This window comes from Azospirillum brasilense, from assembly GCF_022023855.1.
Lineage (GTDB): Bacteria > Pseudomonadota > Alphaproteobacteria > Azospirillales > Azospirillaceae > Azospirillum > Azospirillum brasilense_F.
In genome coordinates, this window is record NZ_CP059451.1 from 132,251 (window position 1) to 147,719 (window position 15,469).

Genomic DNA, 15,469 nt, shown 5'->3' on the forward strand with positions numbered 1-15,469 from the left:
CCTGGGGCTCTGGACATCCTGGATGGAAGCCAACGTCGGTGCCGTCCGCGATTGGAGTGGAGCCGTCAGGCCATGGTGGCAGGTTTCGCCCAACGATCTCACCGGCACCCTGCGGGACGCCGGAACCCGGCGGCTCAACGACGTTCTGGCCAACGACCCGGTGCTCCGGTCCATCGACGGCCTATGGAGCGCCAATCCCTTCCGCACCATCGTGCCGGTCGACTGGGCGGAAGTCGCCCGCGCGCTCCGGACCGTGTGGATGCTGTCGCTCAGCCGTCCGGACAAGGCCGTCCGCAAGGCCGCCGACGTCCAGGCGGCCGTCTGGACGTCCGCGATGGAGGCATGGAACGACGCGGGCCGCCGCTGGTGGGGCATGGCCGCCGGCAAGGGGGCGGACGCCGCCGGGTCGGGACCGGCGCCCCAAGGCGACAAGCGCTTCGCCGCGCCGGAATGGCACACCAATCCGGCCTACCGCACGCTCAAGGAAATGTACCTGCTGGCCTCCGACTGGCTGCTGGAACAGGGCGAGCGCGCCGACGGCCTCGACGATGCCGAGCGGCGGCGGCTGACCTTCCATCTCCGCCAGTTCGTCGACGCCATGAGCCCGACGCTTTTGCTGTTCTCCAACCCGGCCGCTTTGCGCCGGGTGTTGGAAACCGGTGGCGTCAGCCTGGCCGACGGTGCGCGCAACCTGCTCTCGGACCTGAGGGAAGGCCGCCTCAGCATGGTGGACGCCACCGCCTTCGAGCCGGGGCGCAATCTGGCGACCACTCCCGGCAAGGTCGTCCACCGCAACCGGCTGATCGAGCTGATCCAGTACCAGCCGGCGGGCGGGGCGGTGCACGCTGTGCCGCTCCTCATCCTGCCGCCGTGGATCAACAAGTACTACATCCTCGACCTCCAGCCGAAGAACTCGATGGTGCGCCATCTGGTCGAGCAAGGTTTCACGGTGTTCGTGATCTCGTGGAAGAACCCGGACGCCTCGATGGACGGCGTCGGCTTCGACGACTACATGGACCTCGGCCCGCTGCAGGCCGCCGACGTGGTGCGCGACATCACCGGGGCCACCTCCATCAATGTGATGGGCTACTGCATCGGCGGCACGCTGCTTGCCATCACGCTCGCCTGGCTGGCGGCGAAGGGCGACACGCGGTTCAACGCCGCCACCTTCATGGTGTCGCTCCAGGATTTCTCCCATGTCGGCGACACCGCGGTGTTCATGGGCGAACCGGCGGTGGACTTCATCGAACAGCAGATGATGGAGCGCGGCTACCTCGACAGCCGGGAGATGAGCAACATGTTCAACCTGCTGCGCTCCAACGACCTGATCTGGTCGAACGTCGTCAACAACTACCTGATGGGCAACAAGCCCCCGGCCTTCGATCTTCTGTATTGGAACAGCGACGGCACCCGCATGGCGCGGGCGGCGCACAGCTGGTACCTGCGCAACACCTATGTCGAGAACAACCTGATCGCTCCGGGCAAGGTCAGGCTCAAGGGCGAGGCCATCGACCTCGGGCGCATCCCTCAAGACGTCTACGCGGTCGGCGCGGAGAAGGACCACATCGTGCCCTGGGACTCCGCGTGGCGCGTCACGCAGCTGCTCAAGGAGAGCAAGGTGCGCTACGTGCTGGCGTCCAGCGGGCACATCGCCGGCATCATCAACCCGCCCGGCGGCAAGGGCACCTATTGGACCAACGGCGCTGAAGAGCCCGGCGCGACCGCGCAGGCGTGGCGCGAGAAGGCCACCGCGCACAGCGGCAGCTGGTGGACAGACTGGACGTCATGGTTGGCTGAACGGTCGGGTCGAAAGGGAAAGCCGCCGGCGCTGGGCAGCGCGACGCACCCGGCGCTCGCCGACGCGCCCGGAACCTATGTCCTGGAAAAGTAAGCCCGCCACGCTTCCCCGCGGGCGCGGACGGGTGGTCAGGACCAGAAGCTCATCATCCCCCAGGCGACCAGGGCGGCCATGAGCAGAAGAAAAAGCCAAGGGTTGACGACACCCGTGCGGCGGCTCCGGTCGACGACTTCGCCGTTCGGAGCCGTGGCGGACCCGCCTTCCGGCAGAAGCTTCACCAGACGATCCGCGGTCGCGACGGCATCCGGGGCTTCGGGTTGTTGCGCCGGAAGCCGGCGGAGGATGACGGCCAACGCCGATGCCGCAGCGTCCTTCGGCAGCGCCGCCAGGCGGGCCGCCTCGGCCCAGGGGTCGATGCCGAGCCGCGCGAGCGCGGACAGAACGCTGAGGCGGCTTCCGTTCTCCTCGTCCCACAGCGGGGCGGACAGGAACTCGTTCAGATCGGATTGATGCAGGGTGTATTCAGGGCGCAACGGCATATCAACCTCCCACGGTATTTTATGTTCTGCACCTGTATATGGCGGCCGATTGGAAAAAATCAGCGGTGCGTCGATAGGGTTCATTGAATGATGGAATTCTGAAGAAATCCTGCAATCAGGATTTCTTACAAGGTTCATTTTCTTGAGCGGGTGTCGCGACGTTTGTTTTTGCAGCGGTTGAAAGTTCAAGACCCCGCATTGTCCTCCGCCTCGATGTCCGTCAATCGGGTGGCAGGGCCTCGTCGCGATGCTGGCGCAGTTCCGGTGCCCCGCGCCAAGGCTCGCCGTGCCGCCGCTCGTAGACGCCGCCCTCGCCAGCGACGCGAACCCCCTGGACCACGGCCCGCACCTTGTCGTCCGAGGAGCCGAAACTGCGCAGGGCGTAGTCCATCAGCCCAAAGGCGAGTTCGCGCTCCCCCATGATCGCCAGTCCCACGCCTTGCCTTTCCAGGTGGGCAACCTCCGCCTCGCTGTGGGTCCGCACCGCCGTGTCGATGGAGGGGCCGTGTCGATGGAGGGGTTGATCCGGCGCGCGAGATCAAGGACGCGCGGTGTCTGATAGCCCTAGGGCGTGGCGACGACGATCAGCCGCGCCCGCCGGGTGCCGGCGGCCTCCAGGACGCCCGGCGTCGTCGCGTCCCCATAGACCGCCGGCACGCTGCGTTCACGCAACACCTCGACCCGCCGACGATTCTGGTCGATGACCACGATGGGCAGCTTTTGGCTTCTCACCCCCTTGCCGACGACGATGCCGACCCGACCGTAACCGACGATGACCGCATGGTCCTGTGGGCCTTCGTGAGCCGGAGGCAGCACCGACAGGCTGTCGTTTCTCTGGCGTTCGAGCCGGCCCAGCATGCCCGACCGCCCGCGCAGCCAGCCGGAGAGCCGGTCGGGGCCGGCGAACATCAGCGGATGAGCGTGATCGAGAGGAGCGCACCCGTGAGGATCAAGTCGCGTCCCTCCGGCGGCAGCAGCCCGAGCGTCACCCCGAGGCTGGCCAGGATGAAGGAGAACTCGCCGACTTGCGCCAGACTGGCCGACACGGTGAGGGCGGTCGAGGCCGGGTAGCCGAACACCATCACGATGCCGAACGCCGCCAGCGTCTTGCCGAGGACGATGACCAGGACGACGGCGAGCACGGCGAACGGCTCGTGGACCAGGATCATCGGGTCGAACAGCATGCCGACCGAGACCAAGAACAGCACCGCGAAGGCATCCTGAAGCGGCAGCGCGTCGGCCGCGGCTTGATGGCTGAAGTCGCTCTCGCTCAGGACGACGCCGGCGAAGAAGGCCCCGAGAGCGAAGGAGACGCCGAACAGCTCGGCCGAGCCGTAGGCATTGGCAAGTTTGTTCTCGACGCGATGAGTTGGCCGATGTTCTCCAGGAAAACTTGCAGGATGGGCGAGGGATTGTCCGCCCGATAGCCCGCGGCGATCTCAATCACCGGCGCGTTGCCGGTGAGCGGCCGGCTGACCAGCGAACGCGGCAGCAAGGGTTCCACATAGGCAGGCAGCAGCGTGACCCCACCGGTAGACGCCACCAGCGAGATCCCGGTGGCGATGCCGTCGAGGGTGTGGACCGGCGAAACGACGACGCCGCGCTCTCGCAGATAGCGGTCGACAATGCCGCGCAACACATGCGGGGTGTCTGTGTAGCCGATGAAGGATGCCGGATCGATGTTGCGCACATCGATCGCGGAGCAGGCGGCTAGGGGATGATCGCTCGGCAGGACGACTAGAATCGGCTCGTGCGCGATGACCTTGTACGAGACGTCCGGCTGCGGTTCGAGCCGGCAGAAGCCGAGATCGATCTCGCCCCGTTGGATGGCTTCGCCGATGTCGGGCGAGAAGTCGCTCGACACCCGGAAGTCGATGTCCTTCAGCTGGCCCCGCAGCACGTGAGTAACGTGCGACAGCCATTCGACCTCCTGACCGGTCAGGAAGCCCACCGAGAAGCTGGGCTTGGGCGGCCGGGCGGCCCTCCGCGCGGCGGCGACCGCATCGGCCGCCGCCTGTAAGGCCAACCGCGCGTGCACTAGGAAGGCGCGTCCGGCCGGCGTGAGTTCGACACCGCGGGAGCTTCGCAGCAGGAGCTGGGCGCCAACCTCGAGTTCCAGGTCGCGCAATTGGCGGCTCAGCGACGGCTGTGCCGTGTGCAGACGCCGTTCGGCGGCGACCGTGAGGCTGCCCTCTTCGGCTACGGCGACGAAGTAGCGGAGGTGACGGAGCTCCATCTTGTGCAATACCTGCTGGTGTCATCCCTATCAGGGCCATGCCTGAAAGGTATGGACGATACATAAACGAAGTCGTTCTCAAGCGGCAAGTGGTTGGATATCAAGGTGGTACAGACACGCAATCACTGCCGCCCGGGCATGGTCGGTCCGCCACCGGCGACGGTGGCCCAACCCACCATTCGGCTACAGGGCCGGCAACAGGAGACCTGCAATGACCACCATCTCGATCGTGACCGGCGGCAGCCGGGGCCTGGGTCGCAACACCGCCCTCAGCATTGCACGGCGTGGCGGCGACGTGATCCTCACCTACCGCAGCCAAGCCGCGGAGGCGGAGGCCGTCCTGTCCGAGATCCGGGGACTCGGGCGGCGGGCGACGGCGCTCCAGCTCGACACCGCCGATACGTCCGGCTTTTGCACCTTCGCCGGGCGCGTCCGCTCCACCCTGGAAGGCTGGGGTCGGGACCGCTTCGATCACCTGATCAACAATGCGGGCCACGGAGAGATGGCCGCTTTCGCGGAAACGACCGAGGCGCAGTTCGACCAGATCTTCAACGTCCATGTGAAGGGCGTCTTCTTCCTGACCCAGGCCCTGCGGCCGCTGCTGGCGGACGGCGGCCGGATCGTGAACTTCTCCTCCGGCCTGACCCGGGTGTCCTATCCCGGCTTCGCGGCCTATTCGGCGGCCAAGGGCGCCGTCGAGATCCTGACGCTCTACTTGGCCAAAGAACTCGGCGCCCGCGGCATCACGGCCAACACGATTGCGCCCGGAGCCATCGAGACCGACTTCCTCGGCGGTGCGGTGCGCGACACCCCGGCTTACAACGAGACCTTCGCTGCGATGACCGCCCTCGGCCGGGTTGGGGTGCCCGACGACATCGGTCCGGCGGTGGCGAGCCTGCTGAGCCCCGACAACCGTTGGGTCACCGCCCAGCGCATCGAGGTTTCTGGCGGTCAGAACATCTGATCCGCCCCTCCACGCCAAGCATGCAAGACGGAAAACCGTGATGACACGCATTGCAAAGGGACGTGACCCTGTCGTCGCCGCCTCATGGAGTTCGACGAAGGCGAACTTCGATGTGCGATCAATGGCGACGAACATGTGCAACTTGTCCTGTTCGGTCCGAACCTCGGCGATGTCGATATGGAAGAAGCCGATGGGGTAGGCCTTGAACTTCTTTCAGATGGGGGATCGTCGGCTGCAGGGCATAGAGGCAGTCATCAAGCGGCAGCAGGGTATAGCGCCGGAAAGCGACGACGGCTTCCTCTTCGACCGACAGCACCGTCGAGCGAGGTGCCTTGGGGCCGGTCCTCTCATCGGTCACCGTTGACCGGAACTTCCATTTGGCGACCGTCTTCGGGTTGATCCCGTAGCGTTTGGCCAGAACCCTCAGGCTCTCTTGACGATGTTGTATTGCTCGACGGATCGCCTCTGTCGTCGTGGCGCTCCCATGGAGTACTTGGCCCATAGTGCATCCCTCCATTCCTGCGGATACAATGCACCATCAAATGCCGGGACTAAACACCCGCACAAAATCTGCCAGACCACGATGCGCCGCGCCCACCAGCGCCAGAGCCATCCTGCCATCTTCTTTCCCCCGACCTGTTTTTGGCTGCCGCCCGGGCCGCCATCGCCGTGGAGGGCCCTTCGCGAGCCGAATGGACGGACCCAAAGTCCCGGCGGCAAGCGTGGTTTCGCATGATGAAGGAGGCAAGCTGCCAGTTGGAACGGCTGAAGAAGGAGCAGCACCCGGCGCCAGCCCCCATCCACATTTCTGAGCATGAGCCAGCACCGATCAAACCCCCATAACCCGACGGTCAAGCCGCAAATGGAGGCTGCTCCAGAAGCCGGTCCCCCTGCGCCAAAACCAGACACCAACGCTTGGCGCGGGTCACCGCATTGTATAGCAAGCACCACTTCTGCTCGGCACTGCGCCGCTTTGAGACCTGGGCCGAGATCGCGCAGGCTATTGAGCGGGCGACCGCCTACTGGAATCAGCACAAGCATCCCTTCATCTGGGGCCGCCGGCGACGCCACCGGCCACCGCACAGGCTCGGTGTCGCCGTTGTTCCAGTTCTCTCACGGATTTAGCGGATGCACCACCAAGGAGCAGACTGTCCGGGGCGCGTCGCGCCTCAGGCGGCGGCTGGCGAGACGGCGTGCCGGCCGGCCGCGTCCCACATCAGCCGGGGGTCGAAGGTCTCCGCCGCGAACATGGTCAGGATCACCACACCGCAGAAGGCGACCGCCCCGATGCCGGGCTCGATCGTGACCACCGAGCCGAACTTCACCAAGGCCCCGAGCAAGGCCTCCATGAAGATGTCGATCATCGACCAGCGGCCGATCCAGCGCACGACGTGGTAGAGCCGCGTCCGGTCGCGCAGCCAGCCGGACTGGCCGGTCTGCGTCGAGACCAGCATGACGGACAACCCAACGAGCTTCAGCATGGGGACGGCGATGCTGGCGAAGAAGACGAGCGCTGCCAACGGGTACATGCGGGACGCAACCAGTTCCTCCACGCCGCCCAGGATCGTGCTGGGCGCACCGGCGCCGAGTTGCATCACGGTCAGGACTGGGAAATAGTTGGCCGGGATGTAGAGCAGCGCCGCCGCGATCACCAGGGCCCAGGTGCGGGCCACGCTGTCCGGCTTGCGCGGGTGCAGGGCGGAACCGCATCGGGGGCAGCGATGCCGCGCGCCGGCCTCCATGGGACCATCCACGCTGCTGACCAGCCCGCAGACCTCACATCCCGCCATCTCGATGGTTCGGCGGTCCGGCGGCGCGCAGCGCCCTCGGGCGTCGCCGCGCTGGTCCAGCCGATCCCAGATCGCCTCGCGGTCCAAGGCGCTGTCGGCCCAGATGATAACCACGGTCAGGGCGAGCAGCGCGTACACCCCGACGTCGAGTGTGATCTTCACCAAGTCGCCGAGCTTCACGTAGGCGACAAACACCCCGAAGACGAAGACCTCGATCATCGACCAGGGGCCGAGCCGCTCGACCAGCGCGAAGACGCGGCAGAGATGGCGCGGCGGGGCGGCCTCGCGCTGCCGCAGCAGCACGTAGAGCGTGCCGAGCAGCTTGAACAGCGGCGCCACCACGGTGACGAACAGCACCGCCACCGCGAGTTCCGCCATGTCCCGGCGTACCAGTTCGGCCGGCCCGGAGAAGAGGCGCGCGCTGAGCGAAATACCTGCCTTCTGCACCGTCATCAGCGTCGTGCTGCACATGATGACCAGCAGGACCAACGCGGTGAGGTTCAGCGCGACGCTGTGATCGATCGGGCGGCGCGTGGCCCGCTCCAGCGTGGTGGAGCAGCGCGGGCACTGGGCGGTCATGCCCGGCGCCAAAGCGGGGACCGTCTGGAACAGCCCGCAGCCTGGGCACTCGCGCAGCCGCTCCGCGGGTTGGGGCTGGTTCCTCATGGTCGCCCCGCGATTCCGGTGACGGGTGCCGCAGCAAGCCCCGAACCGAGCCCCGCGTTCAGCATCGATGCGAGACCATCAGCCAGCTGCCCGACCGCCGTGCTGGTGGCCGCGACTTGGCCGGCGACGCCCGGCTTCGGCGGCGGAACCGCGATCCGGAAGCTGCGCAGGGTGGGCTCCGCCCGCCTCCGGCCGGTCACGCTCGCCTGAGCCTGAAGGACGAGGGTGCCGGACGTGTCCTCGTCGAGGCGTTGGACGTCCACCTCGATGGTCGCGTCGGGATTGGCGGAGACGGTGCCGGCCTCGCTGACGACCACCGATCGGGACAGGCGCCGTCTCAGTTCATCCGCCAGCACGCGGCCCAGCATCTCCCCGAGCGGCTCACCCCACCAGTCGTTCTCCATCACCTCCAGCCGGTAGTTCTCGGACGAGCGAACGATCTGCGGTCGCTCCAGGTAGCGGGCGATCCCCACCTGACGCAACAGGACGACCTTGGGACCGGCGGCTTCCGGTGCCGAAGTGCGCGAAACGGACGTGTTCGCTGCCGGCGCGCCGGGCACAGGCGCGCCAGATACCGGCGCAATGGTGTATAGGTTGGGCGTCGGAGGCGAGCAGGCGGCCGGAAGGGCCGCCAAGCCGACCGCGGCCAGCCGGTACAATCGAAACGGGCGGGTCACTCCACACCTCCAGCGGGACGGCCTCTGATCAGGGCTTCCGGGTGGCGCGTGAGCATGTCCGTGAGCATGCGGATGGAGCGCACCGCTTCGTTGAGCTGCGCCAGCAGGCGATCGAGGTCACGGTTGAAGCGCGTGTTGTCGCCGTAGCTGTTGTCGAACGAAACGATCAGCCGGTTGGCGTTGCCGAGCGCCTTCTGCAACGCCGCCGAGGTACCCGCCAACTCCTTCAAGGTGGGTGCCACGCCGTTGTCCAGGTGCTGGAGAAGGGTGTTCGCGCTGGCGACGGCGGTCGACAGCTCCGCCACGGTCTGCCGCAACTGGGGGTCACCGGCCAGATCGTTCACCTTTCCCAGGATGCCGTCGAGGTTGTCGCCAATCTGCTTGAAGGGGATGGCGTTCACCTTGTCGAGCAACGCCGCCGCGGAGGCCTGCAGGTCGCCCAGGTTGCCGCTTTCCGTAGTGGGCAGCACGAAATCGGATCCCTGCTTGGTGACGGAGACCGGCGGCGCGTCGGCGATGAAGTCGAGCGCCACCATCTGCTGCCCAGTGATCAGGTTCGCGCTCTGCAACGATGCGCGCAGGCCCCGCTTCACCAGCACATCCGCTGCTTCCTCAATCGTGCTGAAGACGGCCTTCCCGCCCACCCCGAGGATGCGCTCGGGTTCGATCTCATATCGGACTGGCGCCACGACACTGTCGTTGGCGTGATTGGGCGCGAGCCGGACGTCAGTGACATGACCGACCACGAGGCCATGCATCGTCACCTCGGAGCCCGGGCCGAGACCACGGACCGAACCCGGGAAGTAGGACAGGACGGGCACCTTGCGGCTGTAGGAGGCGGCGTTCGCGGTGTCGCGATCGGGGAACAGCGGAAAGACGTGATTCTCAGGGCTGATGCCCGTCTGGCGATGCTCGTCGGGGGTGTCGAAGGCGATCCCGCCGAGCAGAAGCGCGCGTACGGACTCGAGTTGGAGATCGACGCCGGCCCCCCCGAGCTTCAGCGACACGCCCGACGCGTTCCAGAAGCGCGTCTCGTCACGGACATAGGCGTCGAAGGGCGTGCGCACGAAGACGCGGATGGTGGCGCTTTCGGCCATCTCCGCAATGTCCCAGCCCAGCACCTCGCCCACCTCCAGATCCCGGAAGAACACCGGCGAACCCAGCGAAATGGACCCGAGCCGCTTGGCCTTCAGTTGGAAGGTGCGACCCGGAACGTCCGCTTCGAGGACCGGCGGGTCTTCCTGACCGATGAACTCCCGCTGCGCCTTGCCTTCGGTCTGGGGTGGGCGCATGCCGATGTAGGAGCCGGAGAGCAGTGTCTCCAAGCCGGAAACGCTGCCGGCGAACAGCCGCGGCTTGACGACCCAGAACACGGTCTGATCGGTTAGCAGCGGCTCGGCTTCGCGGGCCGTCGCGATCGTGACCAGGACGCGGGTGCGGTCGGGAGTCAGCGTCAGGCCCTGCACCGTCCCGAACACGATGTCCTTGTAGCGAAGCTGCGACTGGCCTGCCTGAAGTCCTTCGGCGCTGGCGAAAGTGATCGTGATCGTAGGGCCCTGTTTCGACAGCGTGTGCCAGACGAGCCACCCGCCGACGAGGAGCGCGGCCAGCGGAATCAACCAGATGGCTGAGATCCTCCGCGACCGCCGGGTCACGGCGCGCGCGGTCACCGGCCGCTCAGCCACTTGGTCCATGGCGACGTCATCCATGGCAACGCCGCTCCGACCCGACGCGGGGCCGTGATACCGTATCGGCCCCAGTATGGAGAGTGATGTCGCGGTCCGTATCAGAAGGCCGGCGTGGCGGGCGGCTCATGCGAAGGCTCCTCTGGCGACTGCCGCGCGGCAGCCCCCGCGGCAGTCCCCCTTGTACGACCATGTACGATCAAGGCACGACCGAACACCGTGTTTGGAAGCAGGGCTTGCAGGCCCTTTGGGCAATCCGCCCGCGTTGGCAAGCCGCTGAAAACAGCCCATCAAGACGGTACGGGACCCCTCGACGGAATGCCGCTGTCGAACGCGGCCTGAACTCTTGTCATGTCGCCAACACGGCTCTCGCTCAAAATATTTTTGATGCACGAGCGGTTGGATTCAAGCGGGATACGGTATGTAACCATACCACTCTTGACGGCAACCCGCGCCTTCCGATGATTCAAGATGAAAAAGGCAAGAGAACGACCTTGCGCGGGCACTCTTTTAACCTCCCTGACACGCTTAAAGGTCTCTGATACCGCCTTGCTGCCTTTAGTTTTGTTTGCTTTGCTCGCCCTCAATCTGAAGCCGAAAGAGGAGAGTTTCGGCGATCCCATGCGCGACAAAGCCCGGCGTTACGATTCGACTGGTCGCGACCCTGCCGGCGGTATCGGGTCTTGCGGCCTGCGCCAGACCGGCAATGGTGGCCTCGCAGGTTTTCAGAGACCGCGTCCGCCGCGACCTGCACGGGTTGGTCCTGAACCTGAAATCTGGTCCAGCTGGCAGGCAACTTTTTGGGCGCATTTCCATCCTGTGAGGAGGAGCGCGCCATGCGGAAACAGTACACGGAGGAGCAGGTCAGCTTCGCGTTGCGGCAGGCCGATGCCGGCACGCCGGTGGAGGAGATCTGCCGCAAGATGGGCGTGTCGGAGCCGATGTTTTACCGGTGGAAGAAGAAGTTCGCCGGCATGGGGGTGGCGGAGATTCGGCGATTGAAGCAGTTGGAGGAGGAGAACGCTAAGCTCAAGCGGTTGGTCGTCGACCTGGCCTTGGACAAGACCATGCTGCAGGATGTGCTGCGCCGAAAATGGTGAAGCCCTCCCTGCGCCGGCACGTGGTGGAGCACCTGCAAAGTGCTTACCGGGTGAGCGAGCGGCGAGCGTGTGCGGTGGCTGGGGTATTCCGGCCCATCCAGCGCTACCGCTCCGTACGGCACCCGTAGACCGCGTTGCGGTTGCGCCTGAAGGACTTGGCCGTCGCCCGGGTCCGCTACGGCTATCGGCGGCTGCATGTGTTGTTGCGCCGGGAGGGCTGGCTAGGACACGGCAGGGAACTATGTATTCAGATTGTCGGTTGGAGGACTGCCCAGGCACCGCATCCTTTGTGAGCGGAGCGACCAATGTCCTCTTCCGCCGTCCACTCGTGTACGTGACCGCGCTGCCGGGCCGATGAGCCGCACCCCGATCAAGTGCTGCACCAGCAGATCAACCTGCTTATCAGCCGGCTCGGTGAGCAGCAGCGCCGCTGCTTCGTGGCCGTTGAGGCGCGGCGTATTGGCTGGGGCGGGGAGACGTTGCTGGCGCAGATCACCGGCCTGAGCCGCCGCACCATTCGGCGCGGCCGCCGTGAACTCGAGGCCGGCTTGGCCGAGCGCCCGGCTGAGCGCGTCCGCGCCCCGGGTGGCGGCCGTCCCCCGCGCGAGGCGCAGGACCCGGACCTTCTTCCCACTCTGGAGGCGCTGCTCGCGCCTGAGACCGCCGGTGACCCGATGGGCCGGCGCGCCATCCAACGGTGGCGCGCCTGTTGCGCCAGCTCGGCTATTCGCCCAAGGTCAATGCCCGGCGCACGGAGGCTCGCAGCTCGCCCCCAGAACGCGACGCGCAGTTCCGCCACATTGCCAAGCAACGGGCACAATTCCAGGCCACAGGCGATCCCATCATTAGCGTCGATACGGAAAAAAAGGAGCTGGTCGGTAATTACAAGAACGCTGGCCGCACGTGGTGCCGCAAGGCCGAAGCCGTGCTGGTGCACGATTGGCCGCAGGACGCCGTTGGCCAAGCGATCCCCTACGGCGTCTACGATCTGATGAGCAATCGCGGCTTCGTGGGCATCGGTGACTGCTTCGACACACCGCGCTTTGCCGTTGAGGCGATCGGGGACTGGTGGGCTCATGAGGGCTACCGGCGCTTCCCGGAGGCCGAGCGCCTGCTCATCCTGGCCGACGCCGGCGGCTCGAACAGCTGCCGCTCGCGCGTCTGGAAAGCGCAACTCCAGGAACAGCTCTGCGATCCCTGTGGGTTGGCGGTCACGGTGTGACACTACCCCACTGGCTGCTCGAAGTGGAATCCCATCGAGCATCGGCTCTTCAGCGCGATCAGCGTGAATTGGGCCGGCGTGCCCTTGCGCACCTTCGACACGGTGGTGCGCTACATCGCCGGCACCGTCACCGCTCTCCTCAAGCGCGGTGGCAACGAAACCGGCGAGCGCGTCTCCGATGCCGAGATGCATCGTCTCCGCTTGGCTCCGCACACCGTCTGTCCCGCGTGGAACTACACACTCTCACCACGAACCGACTGGGAGGAGTGAGCACCTTGTTCCCTGCCGTGTCCTATGTCGTGCCGGTCAACGCCGACGTCGGCGCCATCGACGTCGATTTCATCGACGAGCCGGACACCCGCCACAACCTGTCTGGCGTCAAGGGGCTCGGCGAGGTGGCGATGGTCGGTGCGGCGGCCATCGTCAACGCCGTCCACAACGCGACCGGGAAGAGAATCCGGCATCTGCCGATCCGGATCGAGGACCTACTCTAGGGTCCGCTCCGGTCCATGGCCGGCGATCCACCGGGTGAACCGCCGGCCATCGGATCAACCATGCCCCGAGATATCATCCCGCGCAAAATTGCTGGGGCCACGGACGTGTTTGATCCCAACTGGAGGCAATTCTTCTTCCGCTGTTTTCATCGGGACATCACCATGGTGCCATGGTCGTCTTCCCGACTGGGCGACGCCTTGCGGCATTTTGCAGTGGAAGGATGGACAGCATGGCGGACCAGTCGATAAAATTCTCCTACGAGTACGGAAAATACAAATATTTCGAATTTTCCGGAAACAACAACAAGGTGGATGTCGAGTTTTCCTGGGACTCTCCGAAAACGGACCCATCGGGAAAGCCGATACCGAAGAAGGTGATCGATCTTTTCAACAAGAATGTGCGCGAGGCCATTCAGGAGTTGATGAAGGCCGAAGAGAAGACGGTCGCCGAAATAAAGAAGCAAATCCAGGCGTGGGATCAGAAGATCGCGAAGCACGAGATCGACGGCCGCAACCTGTTTTTGTTTCTGAACACGATCAACACCACCATGGAGCAGCGGGCCGCCGACCGCTTCGGGGGAATCGTCGGCGGCATCGCGACGGTCATGAAGCTGATCGTGAAGAAGGCTTTCGCCGGCCTGGACGCGGCCGTGCGCAAGATGCTCGAAGACATGAAGTGGAAGGTCTACGCCAAGACGGTGGGAAAGATTGCCCTCGCTCTGACGGCGACGGCCCTCGCCATCACAGCCACGGTGCTGACCGGGGGCGCGGCGCTGCCGCTGGTCGTGGCTGGCGCCAAGATCACGCTCGACGTTGTCAAGGAAGGGAAGGCCGCCTACGACAGTTTCAATGACGGCGCGGACGAGGTGGTCGCCTTGCAAAGCGCCGTGGCGAAGCATCGGAGCAGCGCGCAGGAGGCGATGAAGGTGGTCGAGCGGGCTGAGAGCCGGCGCTACCTCATGGCGGAGTCGGTGAACAAGCTGGAACGGCAGCTTCGGGCGGCGGAGGCCAAATACGAAGACGTGGAGCGCATCCTCAATCAGAAGAAGATCGACGGAATCACCGTCACCGAGGATGCCTCCATCCTGGCTCTCGTCAAGAAGGTGAAGCAGTACAAGGATCTGATCGACCGCCTCACCCCCCTGCTGAATGGAGCCCGCGCCGACCTCAAGCGTCTGGACGCGATGATCGACGGAGCGCGACGGGCATTCGACCCGTCCACCTACGACGCGATTCCAAACGCCGACTGGAAGACGATTCTCAAGAAGTACGCGGATGAGTACGGCTCGACGGTCAAGACGCTGGGTGACCTGGGCTCCAGCATCGCGACCGTCGTTCAGAAGCTGGCCTGATCCCCGGCCCGCCAGTCGTAGCCCTTCATGTGATCGAGGAACGCCCGCATGGCCGCGCTCGGAAGGCGGCGGTTCGGGTAATACAGAAACCAGTGCGGCAAGGTGGGGCTCCACTCCGGGAAAAGCTCCACTAGCCGGCCGTCCCGGAGATGGGGTTTCGCATAGTCGTCCAGGACATGGGCGATGCCCCGGCCGGCCAGGGCGGCCTGAAGCTCGTTGTGCACCGTGCTGACCGTCAGGCGTCCGGCGGGCGTGACCTCCAACGCGTCGCTCCCACGGGCGAAGCGCCATGTGACGAGGGTCCCGCCGGGAAATCTCCGCCTGATGCAGTCATGGTAGACCAGGGCATGCGGCGTCACCGGCAGGCCGTGCCGCGCGATGTAATCCGGTGACGCGACGATCGCGTATCGGAGCGACGGCCCGAACGGGACCGCGATCATGTCCTGCGCCAGCTGCTTACCGAACCGGACGCCGGCATCGAAACCCTGCTCCACGATGTCGATCACCGCGGCATCGCTGATGATCTCGATCTTCACCTCGGGATAGGCGTCCATGAAGTCGAAGACCAGCGGACAGAGGAGATGATCGACGGCGGGCGCCGGCGCGTTGATCCGCAGCGTTCCCGATGGGCTGTCCCTCAGTTCGCCGACCTCGGCGATCGCAAGCTGGATGTCGCTCAGCGCCGGGGCCAGGCGATCGAGGAGGCGCTGCCCGGCCTCCGTCGGCGATACGCTCCTCGTCGTCCGGTTGAGCAGCCGGATGCCGAGAGCCTCCTCCAGGGCGTTCATCGTCTGGCTCAAGGCCGATGACGAGACGCCCCGTTCGAGCGCCGCCGCGCGGAAGCCGCCACAGCGCACGATCGCCGCGAACACATCGAAGCTGTCCAAGCGAATGGGGCTCATTGCGAAGCAGGCCTAATCAAGCCGATCACATTTGACGAGCTTAT

General features: G+C 65.6%; 12 protein-coding genes and 4 pseudogenes. 6 read left to right on the forward strand and 10 right to left on the reverse strand.

From position 1 onward, the window contains the following. The first annotated feature begins 22 nt into the window (after positions 1–22). Complete coding sequence (locus tag H1Q64_RS23295; protein ID WP_237906933.1) at positions 23–1,891, forward strand: PHA/PHB synthase family protein; 1,869 nt, start codon at positions 23–25, stop codon at positions 1,889–1,891. 35 nt (positions 1,892–1,926) lie between these two features. On the opposite strand, the gene H1Q64_RS23300 is transcribed toward H1Q64_RS23295, so the two are convergent. From H1Q64_RS23300 to H1Q64_RS23320, 5 genes are all read right to left on the reverse strand, one after another. Then, positions 1,927–2,526: a hypothetical protein gene (locus H1Q64_RS23300; protein ID WP_237906934.1), complete on the reverse strand. Its 600-nt coding sequence runs from the start codon at positions 2,524–2,526 to the stop codon at positions 1,927–1,929. A 31-nt stretch (positions 2,527–2,557) separates the two neighbouring features. Next, entirely contained in the window at positions 2,558–2,773 is a 216-nt protein-coding gene (locus H1Q64_RS23305; protein WP_237906935.1) for a hypothetical protein, read from the reverse strand. Positions 2,774–2,901: 128 nt separating this feature from the next. Beyond that, the gene (locus H1Q64_RS23310) at positions 2,902–3,246 is read right to left on the reverse strand and encodes an NAD-binding protein (RefSeq protein WP_237906936.1); all 345 of its coding nucleotides are present in this window, start codon (positions 3,244–3,246) and stop codon (positions 2,902–2,904) included. Next, positions 3,246–3,659, reverse strand: coding sequence for a cation:proton antiporter (locus H1Q64_RS23315; protein ID WP_237907176.1), 414 nt, complete (start codon positions 3,657–3,659; stop codon positions 3,246–3,248). The genes H1Q64_RS23310 and H1Q64_RS23315 overlap by 1 nt, the downstream gene beginning before the upstream one ends. Then, entirely contained in the window at positions 3,608–4,573 is a 966-nt protein-coding gene (locus H1Q64_RS23320; protein WP_237906937.1) for a LysR substrate-binding domain-containing protein, read from the reverse strand. The genes H1Q64_RS23315 and H1Q64_RS23320 overlap by 52 nt, the downstream gene beginning before the upstream one ends. A gap of 211 nt (positions 4,574–4,784) precedes the next feature. On the opposite strand from H1Q64_RS23320, the gene H1Q64_RS23325 reads away from it, so the two are divergent. Continuing rightward, positions 4,785–5,537, forward strand: a complete 753-nt coding sequence (locus tag H1Q64_RS23325; RefSeq protein WP_237906938.1) for an SDR family NAD(P)-dependent oxidoreductase — start codon at positions 4,785–4,787, stop codon at positions 5,535–5,537. 75 nt (positions 5,538–5,612) lie between these two features. Here H1Q64_RS23325 and H1Q64_RS23330 read toward each other — a convergent pair. The 4 genes and pseudogenes from H1Q64_RS23330 to H1Q64_RS23345 form a co-directional block, all read right to left on the reverse strand. Next, positions 5,613–6,039 (reverse strand): annotated as a pseudogene (locus H1Q64_RS23330) (IS481 family transposase); the annotation flags it as partial. A gap of 667 nt (positions 6,040–6,706) precedes the next feature. Beyond that, entirely contained in the window at positions 6,707–7,993 is a 1,287-nt protein-coding gene (locus H1Q64_RS23335) for a paraquat-inducible protein A (RefSeq protein WP_237906939.1), read from the reverse strand. Continuing rightward, entirely contained in the window at positions 7,990–8,670 is a 681-nt protein-coding gene (locus tag H1Q64_RS23340; protein WP_237906940.1) for a PqiC family protein, read from the reverse strand. The genes H1Q64_RS23335 and H1Q64_RS23340 overlap by 4 nt, the downstream gene beginning before the upstream one ends. Beyond that, positions 8,667–10,379, reverse strand: coding sequence for an intermembrane transport protein PqiB (locus tag H1Q64_RS23345; RefSeq protein ID WP_237906941.1), 1,713 nt, complete (start codon positions 10,377–10,379; stop codon positions 8,667–8,669). Before H1Q64_RS23345 ends, H1Q64_RS23340 begins: the two co-directional genes overlap by 4 nt. Before the next feature lie 812 nt (positions 10,380–11,191). On the opposite strand from H1Q64_RS23345, the pseudogene H1Q64_RS23350 reads away from it, so the two are divergent. From H1Q64_RS23350 to H1Q64_RS23365, 4 genes and pseudogenes are all read left to right on the forward strand, one after another. Further along, a pseudogene (locus H1Q64_RS23350) lies at positions 11,192–11,676 on the forward strand (transposase); the annotation flags it as partial. 488 nt (positions 11,677–12,164) lie between these two features. Beyond that, positions 12,165–12,947 (forward strand): annotated as a pseudogene (locus tag H1Q64_RS23355) (ISAzo13 family transposase). A 23-nt stretch (positions 12,948–12,970) separates the two neighbouring features. Then, positions 12,971–13,171 (forward strand): annotated as a pseudogene (locus H1Q64_RS23360) (hypothetical protein); the annotation flags it as partial. 230 nt (positions 13,172–13,401) lie between these two features. After that, the gene (locus H1Q64_RS23365; RefSeq protein ID WP_237906942.1) at positions 13,402–14,523 is read left to right on the forward strand and encodes a hypothetical protein; all 1,122 of its coding nucleotides are present in this window, start codon (positions 13,402–13,404) and stop codon (positions 14,521–14,523) included. Here the strand turns inward: H1Q64_RS23365 and H1Q64_RS23370 are convergent. Continuing rightward, the gene (locus tag H1Q64_RS23370; RefSeq protein WP_237906943.1) at positions 14,508–15,425 is read right to left on the reverse strand and encodes a LysR family transcriptional regulator; all 918 of its coding nucleotides are present in this window, start codon (positions 15,423–15,425) and stop codon (positions 14,508–14,510) included. The two genes, H1Q64_RS23365 and H1Q64_RS23370, sit on opposite strands and share 16 nt — an antisense overlap. Between the last annotated feature and the right edge of the window lie 44 nt (positions 15,426–15,469).